The following is a 15,531-nucleotide window of genomic DNA, read 5'->3' on the forward strand; positions in this document are numbered from 1 at the left end:
TCATTCCCTGCTGGAGGGCGTCATGGCTAGCCTGACAATCCGCAAGCTCGACGAGGGCGTCAAAACCTATTTGCGCCTGCGCTCGGCCAAGAACCGCAGGTCGGTCGAGGAAGAGGTCCGGGTCATCCTGCGGGAGCTGATCGAGGGACGCGAGGAGCCGCTGACGCCGTTCGCGGTGCCATCGGCGGCATCTCCCGCCCTCACATCCCCGCGCACCAGCGCCCTGCCTGAGGCCAGCGTCACCCTGATCATCGGTGGCGGGATCGCAGCTTACAAGTCGCTCGACCTGATCCGCCGGCTGAAGGAGCGGCGCGTCGAGGTCCGCTGCGTGCTGACCAAGGCCGCGCAGCAATTCGTCACGCCGCTGGCGGCAAGCGCGCTGTCCCATGAGCGCGTCTATACCGATCTGTTCGACCCCCAGAGCGAGTTCGACGCCGGCCACATTCGCCTCGCGCGCGACTGCGACCTGATCGTGGTGGCCCCGGCGACCGCCGACCTCATGGCCAAGATGGCATGCGGTCACGCCGATGATCTTGCCAGCGCCATCCTACTCGCCACCAACCGAAAAATCCTGCTGGCGCCGGCGATGAACCCACTGATGTGGAATAACGCCGCGACACGCCGCAACGTGGCGCAGCTCCAGCGCGACGGCGTGGTGATGATCGGCCCCAATGCCGGCGAGATGGCGGAAGCCGGCGAAGCCGGCGTCGGGCGGATGTCCGAGGCGATCGAGATCGCGGCGGCCGCCGAGCGCCTGCTGCGGCCGCCCGTGCCGCGGCCGCTCGCGGGCAAGCGAGTGCTGATCACCGCAGGTCCGACGCATGAGCCGATCGATCCGGTGCGCTACATTGCCAACCGCTCCTCCGGCAAGCAGGGCTTCGCCATTGCAGCCGCTGCGCAGGCCGCAGGCGCCGAGGTCATTTTGGTGAGTGGCCCGGTCGACCTCGACGATCCCCACGGCGTCAACGTCAAGCATGTGGAATCGGCCCGGCAGATGCTGGAGCAGGTCCAGGCCTCGCTTCCGGTCGATATCGCCATCTTCGCAGCAGCCGTTGCCGACTGGCGCGTCGCCAATGAGGGCGAGCAGAAGCTGAAGAAGACGTCGGCCGGCATGCCGCCGCTTCAGCTCGTCGAAAACCCCGACATCCTCGCCACGATCTCGAAACTCGGGGACAAGCGCCCGCCGCTGGTGATCGGCTTTGCCGCCGAGACCGAGCACCTCATCGACAACGCCAAGGCCAAGCTCGCGCGCAAGGGCTGCGACTGGATCGTCGCCAACGACGTCTCGCCGGCAACCGGCGTGATGGGCGGCGACCGCAACACCGTGCATCTGCTCAGCCGCAAAAGCGATGGGGAGGACGGCGAGATTGCGGTTGATTCCTGGCCGGTGATGACCAAGGAACAGGTCGCCACCGAGCTGATCGCGCATGTCGTAAAAAGCGTGGCCGACAAATCCCTGGAGCCCGCATCTTGAGCACGAAGGTCACCGTCGAACTGCAACGCCTGGGCCATGCCGAAGGCCTGCCGCTGCCGGCCTATCAGACGGCCGAGGCCGCCGGTCTCGACCTGATGGCCGCCGTTCCCGAGAGCGAACCTCTGACGCTCGCCCCCGGCAAGCACGCGCTGGTGCCGACGGGACTCGCGATCGCATTGCCGGCCGGGTACGAGGCGCAGGTGCGGCCACGTTCGGGGCTCGCCGCCAAGCACGGCGTCACCGTGCTGAACTCGCCCGGAACGATCGATGCGGACTATCGCGGCGAGATCAAGGTGATCCTGATCAATCACGGCGACACGGCCTTCGTGATCAAGCGCGGCGAGCGCATCGCGCAGATGGTGATCGCGCCGGTGGTTCAGGCCAGCCTGGTTCCCGTCGCCACGCTGTCGACGACGAATCGCGGAGCCGGCGGCTTCGGCTCGACCGGACGCTGAACCTTTCCGACAATTCCGATCGAGTTGACCGCAAAACTACGCGGTTCACATGGCGTGGCCGGCATTTTTTTGGGGCCACCTTTGCGTTCACGATCTGGACTCTTACCGGTCGAGTCACGTTGAGGATATTGTCTCTTGATTCGCGCGCGGCGGGGGAAATCGCCGGGCGCAAATCCGTGCGGTCTTGGGGCAATGATGTCAGGCGTGATCGTGTCGATGCGTCGGACGCTGCTGTCGTGCACGTCACTGGCGCGCAACGGCCTGCTCGGCGGCGCGCTCGCGGCATTGCTGCCGGCTGCGCCGGCCAGCGCCGCCGACCTCATCGACACACTTTCCACACTGCTGGACTTCAACCGGCAGGAAATCGCGGTGCTGGCGACCGCGCTCGCTTTGCTCGGCTTCTCGGTGGTCGCCGCGATCCTGTTGATGCGGACCCGCGTTCGCACCGCGAAGAACGAGGAGCAGTTGCAGACCCGGATCGGGGAACTGCAGCTGCAGGCCGACCGCTTCGGCGCGCTGCTGTTCGCGGAGCCGCAGATCCTGATCTCCTGGCCCGCAGGCGATAATCGCGCCCAGATCTCCGGCGACATCTCCATGGTCCTGCCGCGGGACACCTCGCCGCAGCGAGTCCTGGCGTTTGGAACCTGGCTGCCGCCGGAGCCCGCGCTCCAGATGGATCACGCGGTCGAGGCGCTGCGCGAGCATGGCGACGGGTTCCAGCTCAACCTGTCGACCGCGAGCGGCCGTACCCTCGAGGCGATCGGCCGCGCCATCGGCGGCCAGGCCATTATCAGGATCCGCGATCTCTCAGGGCTGCGGCGCGAGCTCGCCGAAACCAATCTGCGCCACAAGGCGCTGCTCGACGAAACCGAGATGCTGCGCGGCTTTGCTGCAGCTAGCCCCTGGCCGATCTGGGCCAAGAGCGCGAATGGCGCGCTTGCCTACGCCAACCCCGCCTATGTGCGGGCGACCGAGGCCGCGAGCGTCACCGACGCCCAGGAGCGCAAGCTCGAGCTATTGGACAGCGCCGACCGCGCCGACATGGAGCGCGGGCTGAAGGATATGGCCGGCTTCACCTCGCGCCTGCCGATCGTGATCGGCGGCGAGCGCCGTATCTATGACGTGCGCGCCGTCAACGTCGGCGACGCCAGCGTCGGCGTCGCGATCGACGCCAGCGAAGCAGATGCACTGAGCTCGGCGCTGGTGCAGATGGCGGAGGCGCATCGCCGCACCCTCGACCAGCTCTCCTCCGGCGTTGCCGTGTTCGACGGACAGCGGCGGCTTGCCTTCTACAACGACTCCTATCGCCGGCTCTGGGATCTCGACCGCACCTTCCTCGATGCCAATCCCGATGATTCCAGCGTGCTCGACCAGCTCCGCGCCGCGCGCAAGCTGCCGGAGCAGCCGGATTTCCGCGCCTGGAAGGCCAAGCTGCACGAGGCCTATCGCGCGGTCGAGACCGCCCACGACACCTGGTTCCTGCCCGACGGTCGCGCGCTCTCCGTGGTCACCACGCCCAGCCCCGAAGGCGGCGTCACCTATCTGTTCGACGATGTCACCGAGAGCCTCGATCTCGCCCGCCGCTTCGACGGCCTGATCCGCGTGCAGCGCGAGACGCTGGACAGCCTCGCCGAAGGCGTTGCGGTGTTCGGCAGCAATGGCAAGGTCCAGTTGTCGAATCCGGCCTTCGCGCGGATGTGGAAGCTGTCGAACGAGGCGTTGCGCGAGCAGCCGCACATCCAGGCCGTGGAGGGCTGGTGTCAGCCGCTGTTCGATGAGGCGAACGTCTGGCGGCAGATCCGCGAGGCCGTCACCTCGATCGAAAATCGCGCTGATGTGCCGCTGAAGCTGGAGCGCAAGGACGGTAGCGTCGTGAACGGCATGATCCGGCCGCTGCCCGACGGCGCCACCATGCTGACCTTCCAGGACATCACCGACACCGAGAATGTCGAGCGTGCGCTGCGCGAGCGCAACGAGGCGCTGGAAGCCGCCGACCAGATGAAGGTGGATTTCGTCCACCACGTTTCCTACGAGCTGCGCGCCCCGCTCACCACCATCATCGGCTTCGCGCACTTCCTCAGCGATCCCTCGACCGGCCCGCTGACGCCGAAGCAGGCCGAATATCTCGACTACGTCACCAAATCGACCAACGCGCTGCTCGCGCTGACCAACAACATCCTGGATCTTGCGACCATCGACGCCGGCGCGATGAAGCTCGAGCTCGGCCCGGTCGACGTCTCCAAGGCGATCGAGCTTGCCGCTGAAGGTATCCAGGACCGGCTCGCCACCGACCGCATCCGCCTCAAGGTCGAGATCGCGCCCGACGTCGGCAGCTTCGTCGGCGACGAGAAACGCGTGGTGCAGGTGCTCTATAACCTGCTCGCCAATGCGATCGGCTTCTCGCCGCAGGATTCTACCGTCGGCATCAGCGCGCGCCGCACCGAGCGCAGCGTGGTCTTCACCGTGACAGATTCCGGGCCTGGAATACCTGCCGACATGAAGGACAAGGTGTTCAACTGGTTCGAAAGCCGCTCGCAGGGCTCGCGCCATCGCGGCGCCGGGCTCGGCCTGTCGCTGGTGCGCTCCTTCGTCGAGCTGCATGGCGGCAAGGTGCGGGTGGATTCGATCGTCGGCAAGGGCACGACCGTGACCTGCGACTTCCCGACCGACCAGGCGGCGCATCGCGACGCCGCCGAATGACCACATCAACGACATTCTCCGTCGCGCTTTTCAACGAGACGGCCACTGCGCAACTGATGGCCGACCTCGCGCTCCTGGTCGGACCCGGCGACGTCATCACGCTCTCCGGCGATCTCGGCGCCGGCAAGACCGCCGCCGCACGCGCCATGATCCGCTATCTCGCGGACGACGAGATGCTGGAAGTGCCGAGCCCGACCTTCACGCTGGTGCAGGGCTACGAGCTGCCGCCGTATCCGGTGCTGCATGCCGATCTCTATCGCGTCGAGGACGAAGGCGAGCTCGAGGAGATCGGGCTATCGCCGCTGCCGGGAGCAACTCTCGTCCTCGTCGAATGGCCGGAGCGCGCGCCGTCCGCCTTGCCTCTCGATCGCATCGATATCGCGCTCACGCATCGGCCGGCGCTCGGCTCGACCGCGCGCGCGGCCGACATCACCGGCTACGGCAAGGCTGCCGCGCAGGTCGCGCGGCTGAAGGCGTTGCGCGAATTCCTCGAAGGATCCGGTTTCATGGAGGCAACGCGCCGGCGCATGAACGGCGATGCCTCGACCCGCTCCTATGCGCGGCTGATCCGTGACGACGAGATCGTCATCCTCATGAACTTTCCGCAGCGCCCCGACGGCGCCGCGATCTACAACGGAAAGTCTTACAGCGCCGCGGTGCATCTCGCCGAGAACGTAAAACCCTTCGTCGCGATCGACGAAGGCCTGCGCGCGCAAGGCATGTCCGCGCCTGCCATCTACCATTCCGATCTCGACCATGGCTTCCTGATCACCGAGGATTTCGGCAGCGAGGGCGTGATCGAAGGCGATCCGCCGCGCCCGATTGCCGAACGCTATGAGGCCGCGACCGACGCGCTTGCCGCGCTGCACGGCAGGACATTGCCGGAGATATTGCCGTTGTCCGGTCATGGCGACTACGCCATTCCCGTCTTCGACGCCGAGGCACTCCTGATCGAGATCGGGCTGATGCCGGAATGGTACCTCCCCGATCGCGACGCTCCGCTGAGCGAGGAGAGGCGCGCGGAATTCTTCGCGATGTGGCGCGAGCTGCTCGCAAAGCCCTTGGCGGCGCCGAAGACCTGGGTGCTGCGCGACTATCACTCGCCCAACCTGATCTGGCTTGCCGACCGCACAGGCATCTCACGTCTCGGCGTGATCGACTTCCAGGACACCGTGCTCGGGCCGCGATCCTACGACGTCGTGTCGCTGCTCCAGGACGCCCGCATCGACGTGCCGGAAAGCCTCGAGCTGACGCTGCTGTCGCGCTACATCAAGGCGCGCCGCGCTGGCGATGCCTGCTTCGATCCGGCGGGCTTTGCCGAGCTCTACGCCATCATGTCGGCGCAGCGGAATACGCGCCTGCTCGGCACCTTTGCGCGCCTCAACCGCCGCGACGGCAAGCCGCATTATCTTCGCCACCAGCCGCGGATCTGGACCTATCTTCAGCGCTCGCTGGCCCACCCGTCACTGGCCCATATGCGCGACTGGTACCTCGCCAACGTCCCGCCGCCCAAAAGCTGATCCAAGCCCCGATTTACCGGCTGTTAGCCATCGCAGCGGTAACCTCGCCGGCTGGAGGCCGGAAAGATACCGGGTGGGAGGCGAGGACGCATGGCAGCGAGCACCGAACGACGCAAAGGCGATCGCGTCGTCTTCGAGCGCGGGATACCTGCCCATATGATGGGGATCGACGGGACCTGGCGGCGCGATTGCACCATGGAGGACGTCTCCGAGACCGGCGCCAAGCTCACCATCGAGGGCTCGGTCGAGGGCCTGCACCTCAAGGAATTTTTTCTGCTGCTGTCGTCCACCGGATTGGCCTACCGACGCTGCGAGCTGGCCTGGGTCAATGGCGACCAGATCGGCGTCAACTTCCTGAAACTGGGCGACAAGAGGAAAAAGGCGCGGTCCACATCCGAGGGCGCTTGATTGCAACACCCGTCTTACAAACGTCATCCCGGGTGATTATGGCGGTTTGGCCGGCTCGTCCGCGTGCTAGGATTGCGGCGGCAGCGAAACAGAGGTTCTGAGAAAGTCAGGCATGCCCGTCAAACCGACCAAAGCCATGGTGCTCGCAGCCGGCCTCGGCCTGCGCATGCGCCCCCTGACGGAGAAGATGCCGAAACCGCTCGTGAGCGTGGCAGGCCAGCCGCTGCTCGATCATGTGCTCGACAAGCTCGGCCAGGCCGGCGTCGCCGAGGCCGTGGTCAACGTGCATTATTTGCCGGACCAGATCATCGACCACGTCGCTGGCCGCAAGCAGCCGCGCGTGATCATCTCCGACGAGCGCGATCAGGTGCTCGGCACCGGCGGCGGCGTGGTCAAGGCGCTGCCATTGCTGGGCGATGCCCCCTTCTTCCACGTCAACTCCGACACGCTCTGGATCGACGGCGTGCGCTCCAACCTGGAGCGGCTTGCGGAGAATTTCGATCCGGCGCGGATGGACATCCTCTTGTTGATGGCGCCGACCGCGAGCAGCATCGGCTATAGCGGCCGTGGCGACTACTCGATGCAGCCGGACGGCACCTTGCGTGCCCGCCGCGAGAACCAGGTGGTGCCCTTCGTCTATGCGGGCGCGGCCATCATTTCGCCAACGATCTTCGCCGGCGCCCCCAAGGGCGAGTTCTCGCTGACAAAAATGTTCGATCGCGCCGGCGAGCAGGAGCGGCTGTTCGGCCTCCGCCTCGACGGCCTGTGGATGCATGTCGGCACGCCCGACGCCGTGCACGCCGCCGAAGAGGCGTTTCTGGAGAGCGTGGCTTAAAGCGCGCCCCAACTTGTAGGGTGGGCAAAGCGCAGCGTGCCACCTCTTCCATCAAACCATCGGACTCAGAAGTGGTGGGCACGGCGCAAGTGCGCCTTTGCCCACTCTACCAAGTGCTGCTAACAGCGGACCATGATGCATCCTGCGTCGGCGAATCAGGCAGCTCATGCGCGTCTTCACCGTTCCAGTCTCGGTTCCCTTCCTGCGCACGGTCGTCGCCGCGCTGCTCGACGGCCGGCTGGTCGAAGGCTTTGAGGCGCGCAAGGCACCGGCGCGGCTGGCGGACGCCACGCTCTATTTGCCGACACGGCGCGCGATGCGCGTGGTGCGCGAGATCTTCCTGGAGGAGATGAAGGCTGACGCGGTGGTGCTGCCGCGCATCGTCGCCCTCGGCGACATCGACGAGGACGAGCTCGCCTTTGCCGACGAGGCCGAGCAGTTTTCCGGCGCGACGCCGCTCGACATTCCACCACGATTGGGCGAGCTCGAACGCAGGTTGACGCTGGCGCGGCTGGTCGCGGCCTGGGCCAAAGGCGAGGTGTTGGCGCCGCTGGTGGTTGGCGGCCCCGCTTCGACGCTGGCGCTCGCCTCGGATCTTGCGCGCCTCATCGACGACATGGTGACGCGTGGCGTCGACTGGAGCGCGCTCGACGGGCTCATTCCCGACCAGCTCGATCAATACTGGCAGCATTCGCTTCAGTTCCTGCGCATCGCGCGCGAGGCCTGGCCGAGCCATCTCGCCGAGATCAATAGGATCGAACCTGCAGCACGGCGCGATCAGCTCATCGCCGCAGAAGCAAAGCGGCTGACCGCGCATCTCGCAGGGCCCGTGATCGCAGCGGGCTCCACCGGTTCGATGCCGGCCACCGCAAAATTCCTGCACGCGGTTGCTTCGCTCCCGCATGGCGCAGTGGTGCTGCCCGGGCTCGACACCGATCTCGACGAGGACGCCTGGCGGACCATCGGCGGCGTGCGCGATGCGCTGGGCAAGTTCGCGGAACATCCCGCCTCGAACCATCCGCAATATGCGATGCACGCGCTGTTGCAGCGCTTCGGCTTCAAGCGAAGCGACGTCGACATCCTCCAACCACCGGCGGAAGGTGGACGCGATCTCCTGGCGTCCGAATCGATGCGGCCGTCGAACGCGACGGAAAAATGGCACGACCGGCTGAAGCAGAGCGATGTCGCCGGCAAGATCACTGCCGGCATGAAGGGGCTTGCCGTCGTCGAGGCGCCCAATCCCGAGATGGAAGCGCTCGCGATCGCGATTGCGATGCGCGAGGCGCGGCATCTCGACAAATCCGCCGCGCTGGTGACACCGGATCGCGCGTTGGCCCGGCGGGTGATGGCGGCGCTCGCGCGCTGGGATCTCGCCTTCGACGATTCCGGCGGCGACGTGCTGATGGAAACTTCCGCCGGTACCTTTGCGCGCCTTGCGGCGGAAGTTGCGACGAAGGGCCTGGAGCCGCCGACCTTGCTCGCGCTCCTGAAGCATCCGCTGTGCCAGCTCGGCGCTGCGTCCGGCGCGTGGACGCGTGCGATCGAGGGCCTGGAGCTCGCGGTGTTGCGCGGCACGCGCCCGCCGCCCGGCACGGCCGGGCTCTCGCGCGAGTTCACCCGCTTCCGCGATGAGCTTGCAAAACTCTGGCGCAACGAGGTCTCCGCGCTGCATCGGAGCGAGCCCCGCGCGCGGCTGAAGGCCGAAGACCTCGATCGTATCCAGGCGCTGATCGCGGCCCTGCAGGCGGCGCTGGCGCCGATCGAGAGCCTGGCGTCGTCGAGGCCCTACGATTTCGCCGAGCTCGCGCATCGCCATCGCGAGGCCCTGATCGCGCTGTCGCGCGACGAGCAGGGCGTTCCGCTTGCCTTCGAGGACCGCGAGGGGCTGGCGCTCGCCGCAGCCTTCGACGATCTCCTCCGCGGCGGGACGACGAGCGGGCTGGTGGTTCCGCTACCGGATTACGCTGACGTGTTCCAGACTGCGTTCGGCGACCGCGCGGTGCGGCGGCCGGACAAGCCCGGCGCGCGGCTCCAGATCTATGGTCCCCTGGAGTCGCGGTTGATGCAGGCCGACCGCATCATCGTCGGCGGGCTGATCGAAGGCGTGTGGCCGCCGTCGCCGCGCATCGATCCCTGGCTCAGCCGCCCGATGCGGCACGAGCTCGGCCTCGACCTGCCGGAGCGCCGCATCGGCCTCTCCGCGCATGACTTCGCGCAGCTGCTCGGCGCCGACGAGGTGATCCTCACCCATTCCGCCAAGGCCGGCGGCGCGCCGGCGGTGGCCTCACGCTTCCTGCACCGGTTGGAGGCGGTTGCGGGCGATGATCACTGGAAGGCGGCAAAACGCGCCGGCGAAAAATTCGTCCAGTTCGCGAGCGCACTGGACCAGCCCGACGAGGTCACGCCGATCAAGCAGCCCGAGCCGCGGCCGCCGCGCGCAACGCGGCCGCTGAAGCTGTCGGTCACCGCGATCGAGGACTGGCTGCGCGATCCCTACACGATCTACGCAAAATATATTCTGCGGCTCGATGCGCTCGATCCCGTCGACATGCCGCTCTCCGCTGCCGACCGCGGCTCTGCCATCCACGATGCGCTGGGCGAGTTCACGGAAGCCTATGCCGCCCGCCTGCCGCAAGATCCGGTGCGTGTCCTGCGTGCGATCGGCGAAAAGCACTTTGCACCGCTGATGGAGCGCCCCGAAGCGCGGGCGTTGTGGTGGCCGCGCTTCCAGCGCATCGCCCGCTGGTTTGGCGAATGGGAGCAGGCGCGGCGCGATGCGATCGAGGCGATCACCGCCGAGACCCGCGGCGAGATCGCAATCGCGCTCAGTAGCGAGCGCACGTTCCATCTCTCCGCGCGCGCCGACCGCATCGAGCGGCGCCAGGGCGGCGGATACGCGATCCTCGACTACAAGACCGGCCAGCCGCCGACCGGCAAGCAGGTGCGCATGGGATTGTCGCCGCAGCTCACGCTGGAAGCAGCGATCCTGCGCGAGGGCGGTTTTCCCGACATCGACGCCGGCTCATCCGTCAGCCAGCTCGTTTACGTTCGCCTAAGCGGCAACAATCCGCCGGGCGAGGAGCGCCTTCTCGAGCTCAAGATCAAGCCAGGCGATACACCGCAGCCGCCGGACACTGCAGCCGCGGAAGCACGAAACAAGCTGGAGGCACTGATCCGCGCCTTCGAGGACGAGAACCAGGCCTACACCTCGCTGAACCTGCCGATGTGGACCAACCGCTACGGCGCTTACGACGATCTCGCGCGCATCAAGGAATGGTCCGCAGCCGGCGGCTTAGGGATCGAGGAATGGTGAAGGCGCCGCGCCCCATCCCCGATGCCGTGCGTGCGACGCAGGCGCGCGCGTCCGACCCGAACGCATCGGCCTTCGTGTCGGCCAATGCCGGCTCGGGCAAGACCCATGTGCTGGTGCAGCGCGTGATCCGCCTGTTGCTGTCGGGCGTGCCGCCGGAAAAGATCCTCTGCATCACCTTCACCAAGGCGGCCGCCGCCAACATGGCCGAGCGCGTGTTCACGACGCTCGGCCATTGGGTGACGCTGGACGATACCGCGCTTGACGACGCGATCCGCGCCGCCGGGATCCCCTACCCCAACGCAAAACTGCGGCGCGAAGCGCGAAAGCTGTTCGCCTGCGCGCTGGAGACGCCGGGCGGCTTGAAAGTGCAGACCATCCACGCGCTGTGCACCCGCCTGCTCCAGCAGTTCCCGTTCGAGGCCAACGTGCCGGCACGCTTCGCCGTCATCGACGAGCGCGACCAGACCGACATGATGGAGCGCGCCAATCTGAAGGTGCTGCTGGAGGCCGCGCGCGACCCTGATAGCTTCACCGGCCGCGCCTTGCTCACGGCGATGGCGAGCGCCGCCGACGTCACCTTCAAGGAGGTCGTGCGCGAAGCCTGTCTGAGCCGCGACCACTTCATGGCCTGGACCGATGCGGCCGGCAGCGCGGAAGCTGCTGCTGCGGAGATGGCAGCGGTGCTGGGCGTCGATGCCGCTGACCGCATGGAGGACATCGAGCAGGAAATTCTCGACGGCCCATTCCTGCCGCGATCGCGCTGGGACGACATCGCCTTTGCGCTCGAGGACGGCAGCAAGTCCGATAACGACCAGGCAGAGCGCTTACGCGCCGCAAAAGTGTTTTCCGGCAGCGCACAGGTCGATGCCTATTTGAGCGTCTTCCTCACCGACGAGAAGCTGCCGCGCAAGGCGGTGCTGACCAAGAAGTTCGGCGATCACAACCCGTCCGTCGCGCGCCTGTTCGAGGCCGAGGCGCAGCGCCTCGGCGCATTGATCGAGAAGCGCCGCGCGGTCACCGTGCGAGACCGCACCGAGGCCCTCCTGCATATCGCGACCGCCGCCGCGGCGAACTACCGCCGCGAAAAGCAGGAGCGCGGCCTGCTCGACTACGACGACCTCATCGACAAGACGCTGACGATGCTGAACCGCGTCAGCTCGGGCTGGGTGCATTACAAGCTCGACCGCGGCGTCGATCACGTGCTGATCGACGAGGCCCAGGACACGAGCCCGCGGCAGTGGGACATCGTCGCGCACATCATCTCCGAGTTCACCGCCGGCGAGGGTGCGCGCGAGGGGCTCAACCGCACCATCTTCGCCGTCGGCGACGAGAAGCAGTCGATCTTCTCGTTCCAGGGCGCCGCGCCGCACGAATTCGACGCGCGCCGGCGCGAGCTGCACCGCAAGTTCACCGCAGCCGGCCTGAAGTTCGATCCGGTCGCGTTCACCTATTCGTTCCGTTCGGGCGCCACGATCCTGCACGCGGTCGACCACGTCTTCCGTGAGCCGGAGATCTACAAGAGCATCCATGCGATCGAGATCGGCCATCCCCTGCACAATGCACTCAGTGACGCCGGTCCAAGCCTGATCGAGCTGTGGGATCTTGCGGTAGCCGACGACAGGCAGGACATCGAAGGTTGGCGCGCGCCGTTCGACGGCGTCGCCGTTACCAGCCCCGAGGTCAAGCTCGCCCGCCGCATCCAGGCCGAGATCAAGCGTCTGGTGGAAAGCGGCACGCTGACCGGGCATACCGGCGAGCGGCGTCCCCTGCGCTATGGCGACATGCTGATCCTGGTGCGACGGCGCGGCAATGCGTTCGACGCGGTGATCCAGGCGCTGAAGCACGCCGGCATCCCCGTCGCCGGCGCCGACCGGCTGAAGCTCACCGAGCACATCGCGATCATCGACTTGATGAACCTCGCCGATGCGCTGCTCCTGCCACAGGATGACCTTGCGCTCGCGGTGGCGCTGAAGAGCCCGCTGTTCGGCCTCGATGACGACGATCTGTTTGCTCTCGCCTGGGACCGCAAGGGATCGCTGCGCCGTGCGCTGGCCGAGCACGCACGTGGAAGCGAGAAATTCGCAGCCGTGCAGCACCGGCTGGAAGCGTGCGAGGCCCGCGCGCGCAACGAGACGCCGTTCGCCTTCTTTGCCTGGCTGCTCGGCGGCGACGGGGGCCGCGCGCGCATCCTGCGTCGGCTCGGCTTTGAAGCCAATGACGCGCTCGACGAATTTTTGGAGCTCGCGCTGAACTATGAGCGCAAGGCGCCGGCCTCGCTGCAAGGTTTCGTGGCCTGGCTGCGCTCGGCCGACACCGAGGTGAAGCGCGACATGGAGATCTCGCGCGACGAGGTCCGCGTGATGACCGTGCACGGCGCCAAGGGCCTGGAGGCCTCGGTGGTGTTCATGGTCGACACCACGTCCTCGCCATCGGATACGCAGCGCCTGCGCCTGATCCATGTGCCGCGCGGCAACGGCGGTGAGGTCGTGGTCTGGGCCGGGCGGAAGGCGGACGACCCGAAGCCCGTCATCGACGCGCGCAAGGCAATGCTCGAGGAAACCGAGGACGAATATCGCCGCCTGCTCTATGTCGCGATGACGCGCGCGGCCGACCGGCTGATCGTCGGCGGCTGCATGCCCGGCAACATGAACACGGTGCGCAGGCTGTGCTGGTACGACCTCGTCGACAAAGGGCTTACCGGTTCCGGCCTTGAAAAGGAGACGATCGAGACGCCGCTCGGCAAGGTGACCCGCTTTGGCCGACCGGAGGACGCCGCGGCGCTGGGCACGCCGGCGACCTCGACCGAGGAAACCATCGCCCTGCCAGACTGGCTGCGAAGCCCGGCGCCGAGGGAGATCCTCGATGATGATCCGGTGCGTCCATCGGGACAGGCCGCCGCCCAGGAGGGCCGCGCAGTCCGCACGGGCGAATCGGTCCAGTCCCGGGCCCTGGCATTGCAACGCGGCACGCTGGTGCACCGGCTGCTGCAATCCTTGCCCGACATAGCTCCCGACCGCCGGCGCGAGGCCGCGCTGGGCTTCATGGCGCGCAACGCCGCGGACTGGCCGGAAGCCGACCGCGCGGCGCTGGCCGACAAGGTGCTCACCTTGATCGCCGCGCCGCGGTTTGCCGCCGTGTTCGCCGCCGGCAGCCGCGCCGAGGTCGCCATCGTCGGCCGGCTCGAGCGATCCGGTCGGCCACCCGCGCTGGTCTCCGGCCAGATCGACCGACTGGTGGTGACCCCCGAGGAGGTCCTGATCGTCGATTTCAAGACCAACCAGGTGGCGCCGAAGAGCGCCGCGGAGGCACCGGCGGCTTACGTCCGGCAGCTCGCGCTGTACCGGGCCGTGCTGTCCCGGCTTTATCCCCAAACGCCGATCAGGGCCGTCCTGCTCTGGACCGAGACCCTTGAATATATGGAGATTTCTGCTCCCGCGCTGGACGCGGCGCTGGCATCCCCTCATGTCGGCGTGAGCGTCCTTGACCCGGCAAGGCACCGTTCATAGGTTGGCACCATGATCTTTGGTGCGATTCCACGTCGCGCCGTTTCCTTTCAACCGAACGAGGTACTCCAATGGCCGTTGGCAAGGTTTCTGACGCCGATTTCGAAGCCGAAGTGCTCAAGGCGAACGGCCCGGTGGTCGTCGATTTCTGGGCCGAATGGTGCGGCCCCTGCCGCATGATCGCACCCGCGCTCGACGAGATCGCCGGCGCGATGGGCGACAAGGTCAAGATCGTCAAGCTCAACGTCGACGAGAGCCCGAAGACCGCGTCGAAGTACGGCGTGATGTCGATCCCGACCCTGATGATCTTCAAGGGCGGCGAGATGGCCTCCCGCCAGGTCGGAGCGGCGCCGAAGGCAAAGCTCCAGCAGTGGATCACCGCTGCGGTCTGATTCCTGCGTCGCGATTACGATGATTTTGAAGCGGCCGGCGATATGCCGGCCGTTTTGTTTTCACGGGGTGATCCAGCCCGTCGCAAGTGCGTGGGCCAGCTCGGGCTGACCGTTGCGCCGCGCCAGCGCGGCCATCGCCTCGTGATCGTAGGCGATGTGGCGGAAGGTCACCTGCCAGGCACCCCTCACCAGCTCGAGAATTGCATAGCGCGCGGCCGACGTGCCGGCCTCGACGAGGTGAGGATACGGATGCTCGTCGCGATAGCCGGGGCTGCCGACGCTGCCGGGGTTGACGATCATCCGGCCGTCACGCAGCCGCACGGCGCGCGCGAGATGCGTGTGGGCGCAGAGGATCAGGGATTGCGAAACGCCTCGGGCGAGCTGCTCGATCCGTTCGAGCGGCGATAGCGCGACCGTGCCGTCAGGATGCACCGTGTCCAGCCAATAGACTTCATCGTTGTCGGGCGTCGCGTGGCAGAGGAACACCCGATCGCGAAACACGCGCGTCATCGGCTGCGCGCGCAGCCAGTCGAGATGCGAGCTATCGAGCTGCGCATGGGCGGGGCGATCCCATGAGCCCATCTTCTCGGGCGGCCGGTCGAGCAGATAGCGGTCGTGGTTGCCGAGCACATGCACGGCGCCCAGAGGCATCAGGATATCGATCGTCCGACGCGCATCGAGCGGGCCGCTCAGCATGTCGCCGAGATTGACGATGTCCTCAATGCCGTGCGCGCGGATGTCGGCAAGCACCGCCTCCAGCGCGAGATAGTTTCCATGGACGTCGGCAATCGCTGCAAAACGCATCGTCATTCTCTATCTCGTGTCCCGGACGTAGCGCAGCGTGAAACGATGCGCTGCTGAGCCGGGGCCCATCTGGCCTTGCTGGGTCCCGGGTCTGCGTCGCGTCATTTCATGCCGCGCCGCATCCGGG

Annotated in this window: 10 protein-coding genes; 9 read left to right on the forward strand and 1 reads right to left on the reverse strand. The window is 66.9% G+C overall.

All coding sequences use genetic code 11. The annotated features are described in order from the left end of the window. Nucleotides 1-22: 22 nt before the first annotated feature. The 9 genes from coaBC (at nt 23) to trxA (ending at nt 14,600) form a co-directional block, all read left to right on the forward strand. Nucleotides 23-1,474: a bifunctional phosphopantothenoylcysteine decarboxylase/phosphopantothenate--cysteine ligase CoaBC gene (gene coaBC / locus NLM33_RS29335; RefSeq protein ID WP_254101340.1), complete on the forward strand. Its 1,452-nt coding sequence runs from the start codon at nt 23-25 to the stop codon at nt 1,472-1,474. Next, on the forward strand, nt 1,471-1,929 hold the full coding sequence (gene dut, locus NLM33_RS29340; protein WP_254101342.1) for a dUTP diphosphatase: 459 nt from the start codon (nt 1,471-1,473) through the stop codon (nt 1,927-1,929). The genes coaBC and dut overlap by 4 nt, the downstream gene beginning before the upstream one ends. Nucleotides 1,930-2,124: 195 nt before the next feature. Then, the gene (locus NLM33_RS29345) at nt 2,125-4,629 is read left to right on the forward strand and encodes a PAS domain-containing sensor histidine kinase (protein ID WP_254101344.1); all 2,505 of its coding nucleotides are present in this window, start codon (nt 2,125-2,127) and stop codon (nt 4,627-4,629) included. Next, on the forward strand, nt 4,626-6,149 hold the full coding sequence (gene tsaE, locus NLM33_RS29350) for a tRNA (adenosine(37)-N6)-threonylcarbamoyltransferase complex ATPase subunit type 1 TsaE (protein WP_254101346.1): 1,524 nt from the start codon (nt 4,626-4,628) through the stop codon (nt 6,147-6,149). The genes NLM33_RS29345 and tsaE overlap by 4 nt, the downstream gene beginning before the upstream one ends. A 90-nt stretch (nt 6,150-6,239) precedes the next feature. Beyond that, nucleotides 6,240-6,557 carry a PilZ domain-containing protein gene (locus NLM33_RS29355; protein ID WP_254101348.1) on the forward strand — a complete coding sequence of 106 codons (318 nt, stop codon included), beginning with the start codon at nt 6,240-6,242 and terminating at the stop codon, nt 6,555-6,557. Nucleotides 6,558-6,669: 112 nt separating this feature from the next. Continuing rightward, the gene (locus tag NLM33_RS29360; protein ID WP_254101350.1) at nt 6,670-7,392 is read left to right on the forward strand and encodes a nucleotidyltransferase family protein; all 723 of its coding nucleotides are present in this window, start codon (nt 6,670-6,672) and stop codon (nt 7,390-7,392) included. A 166-nt stretch (nt 7,393-7,558) separates the two neighbouring features. After that, nucleotides 7,559-10,705, forward strand: a complete 3,147-nt coding sequence (gene addB / locus NLM33_RS29365; RefSeq protein WP_254101352.1) for a double-strand break repair protein AddB — start codon at nt 7,559-7,561, stop codon at nt 10,703-10,705. Then, nucleotides 10,699-14,211 (forward strand): double-strand break repair helicase AddA, encoded by a 3,513-nt coding sequence (gene addA / locus NLM33_RS29370; RefSeq protein ID WP_254101354.1) that lies wholly within the window; start codon nt 10,699-10,701, stop codon nt 14,209-14,211. The genes addB and addA overlap by 7 nt, the downstream gene beginning before the upstream one ends. Nucleotides 14,212-14,279: 68 nt before the next feature. Then, on the forward strand, nt 14,280-14,600 hold the full coding sequence (gene trxA, locus NLM33_RS29375; RefSeq protein ID WP_254101356.1) for a thioredoxin: 321 nt from the start codon (nt 14,280-14,282) through the stop codon (nt 14,598-14,600). Between the two features lie 60 nt (nt 14,601-14,660). On the opposite strand, the gene NLM33_RS29380 is transcribed toward trxA, so the two are convergent. Beyond that, nucleotides 14,661-15,404 carry a metallophosphoesterase gene (locus NLM33_RS29380; protein ID WP_254105926.1) on the reverse strand — a complete coding sequence of 248 codons (744 nt, stop codon included), beginning with the start codon at nt 15,402-15,404 and terminating at the stop codon, nt 14,661-14,663. Nucleotides 15,405-15,531: the final 127 nt, after the last annotated feature.

This window comes from Bradyrhizobium sp. CCGUVB1N3 (assembly GCF_024199925.1).
GTDB lineage: Bacteria > Pseudomonadota > Alphaproteobacteria > Rhizobiales > Xanthobacteraceae > Bradyrhizobium.

What these genes read in the sequence shown, in the direction of transcription:
- coaBC (WP_254101340.1), top strand. Translation starts at nt 23, where the DNA reads ATGGCTAGCCTGACAATCCGCAAGCTCGACGAGGGCGTCAAAACCTAT.
- NLM33_RS29345 (WP_254101344.1), top strand. Translation starts at nt 2,125, where the DNA reads ATGTCAGGCGTGATCGTGTCGATGCGTCGGACGCTGCTGTCGTGCACG.
- tsaE (WP_254101346.1), top strand. Translation starts at nt 4,626, where the DNA reads ATGACCACATCAACGACATTCTCCGTCGCGCTTTTCAACGAGACGGCC.
- NLM33_RS29355 (WP_254101348.1), top strand. Translation starts at nt 6,240, where the DNA reads ATGGCAGCGAGCACCGAACGACGCAAAGGCGATCGCGTCGTCTTCGAG.
- NLM33_RS29360 (WP_254101350.1), top strand. Translation starts at nt 6,670, where the DNA reads ATGCCCGTCAAACCGACCAAAGCCATGGTGCTCGCAGCCGGCCTCGGC.
- addB (WP_254101352.1), top strand. Translation starts at nt 7,559, where the DNA reads ATGCGCGTCTTCACCGTTCCAGTCTCGGTTCCCTTCCTGCGCACGGTC.
- addA (WP_254101354.1), top strand. Translation starts at nt 10,699, where the DNA reads ATGGTGAAGGCGCCGCGCCCCATCCCCGATGCCGTGCGTGCGACGCAG.
- trxA (WP_254101356.1), top strand. Translation starts at nt 14,280, where the DNA reads ATGGCCGTTGGCAAGGTTTCTGACGCCGATTTCGAAGCCGAAGTGCTC.
- NLM33_RS29380 (WP_254105926.1), bottom strand. Translation starts at nt 15,404, where the DNA reads ATGCGTTTTGCAGCGATTGCCGACGTCCATGGAAACTATCTCGCGCTG.